Annotated in this window: 2 protein-coding genes; one reads left to right on the forward strand and one right to left on the reverse strand. The window is 39.3% G+C overall.

Annotation, left to right across the window (positions count from 1 at the left end):
* Positions 1-321 (reverse strand): hypothetical protein (locus tag AC1DPZ_RS26815; RefSeq protein ID WP_477409254.1); only part of this gene is annotated, 321 nt, incomplete at its 3' end.
* Positions 322-1,046: 725 nt separating this feature from the next.
* Here AC1DPZ_RS26815 and AC1DPZ_RS26820 point away from each other — a divergent pair.
* Positions 1,047-1,614 (forward strand): carboxypeptidase-like regulatory domain-containing protein (locus AC1DPZ_RS26820; RefSeq protein WP_477409256.1); only part of this gene is annotated, 568 nt, incomplete at its 3' end.

The following is a 1,614-nucleotide window of genomic DNA, read 5'->3' on the forward strand; positions in this document are numbered from 1 at the left end:
GCCTAATTCCACTCCGTTTTCAAAAAGCCTAAGGGTTGATCCGGTTGGTTCCTGACTTGAATCCCCTGCGAAGGGAATTTGCCCTGCTTTATAGCAATACCCGGAATCTAACCTTAAAGTAGATACATTAATGGCGTAAGTTGCTACTGTAGCTAAAGAGGCAGTAGCATTTCCTGGTATGCTTAATTCATGGGTTGAGGTTTGGCTGTTTAACGGATTTATATTACCTATCTCATTTTTACTACAACTACCCAAACTAAGCATCGCGATCAGTACCAAGCAGTGTAAAATCGTTTTACTAATTGTTTTTTTCGTTCTCATATTTTTTTAAAATAATGTCGTCAAAGGAATTCCCGTTTTAAAAAAATTACTGTCAAAAAAACAGTCGTTAATGGGGGATCAAAAATACTAATAGTTCAAAGACAACGCCTATATAACAGGTAAAACCCTTTTAATTGTGAAGTTTGGGTGTAAAATAAGTGTGAAGGCGTATACACTTTATGGCATAAATATGACAATTCTCGCTTTCTCATCCATTCCTATCTCTTTTATTATCAACTTGTTGAGTTTGAAAATGTTTTGATCTCCTAAATTTATGTGCGAATTGGTGTCACAGTCGATTAAAAAAATCAACTCATGGCAGGTATTTTCCGCGCCATATCCGGGATGTTTTTTTTCCGCACCGGAAGTGGCTGGGCTATCAGCGTTAATCCACATAACCCAAATATCACCGGCTAACAACTTGCACGCATGCTGACTGAAAAATGTCCCTCCCAATATTGATGACCCCGATTGGTAGTGCTTTAATTTCGGCCCATTTCCCACCTAAAAATAAGTACCATGCTAATTGATCCTGCAATAGTTTATCCCCCTGTTCTGTGTGTTACGCGGAATAGTCTTCCATTAACATACTCCCAACAGGTATTCGTTGAGCATATAAGCTACCCAATATTAATTTATTAGTTATAATTTTTAAATAAAATTAGGTAAGACTAATTATTTTTATTTGCTTTGCATTTTAAATTAAATAAGTCTTATAAAGTAAAATGAAAATACTATACCTGCTTTTAATGTTATTTATACCTGTTGCCGTTATAGCCCAAAATGGGGCATTAAAGGGGAGACTTGTAACCGGAAGCGAACCGCTTGCCTATGCTTCTGTAACCCTTACAGGCACAACATTGGGCACCACAAGCGATGAAAAGGGTTATTACAATCTTAAAAACATTTCTCCCGGCAATTACGAAGTGTCATTTTCGGCAATAGGATACGTCCCCGAAAAGCTTAAGGTAGCCATCCATACCGGGCAGGCTACAGTTTTAAAGGTCAACCTGAAAGAGAGCAGCTCAAAACTGAACGAAGTGGTGATAACAGGGGTGTCCCGGGCTACCGAATTGCGGCGTAACCCTGTGCCAATAGCGGTAATGACCAAAAAAGAAATGAACGAAAACGTGAATAATAACATTATTGACGCCATAGTAAAAGGAGTGCCGGGTGTAAACGCGGTTACTACCGGGCCAAACATTTCTAAACCTTTTATACGGGGCCTGGGCTATAACCGGGTACTTACTTTATATGATGGCATAAGGCAGGAGGGGCAGCAATGGGGAGATG

This window comes from Mucilaginibacter sp. P4_G9 (assembly GCF_056400985.1).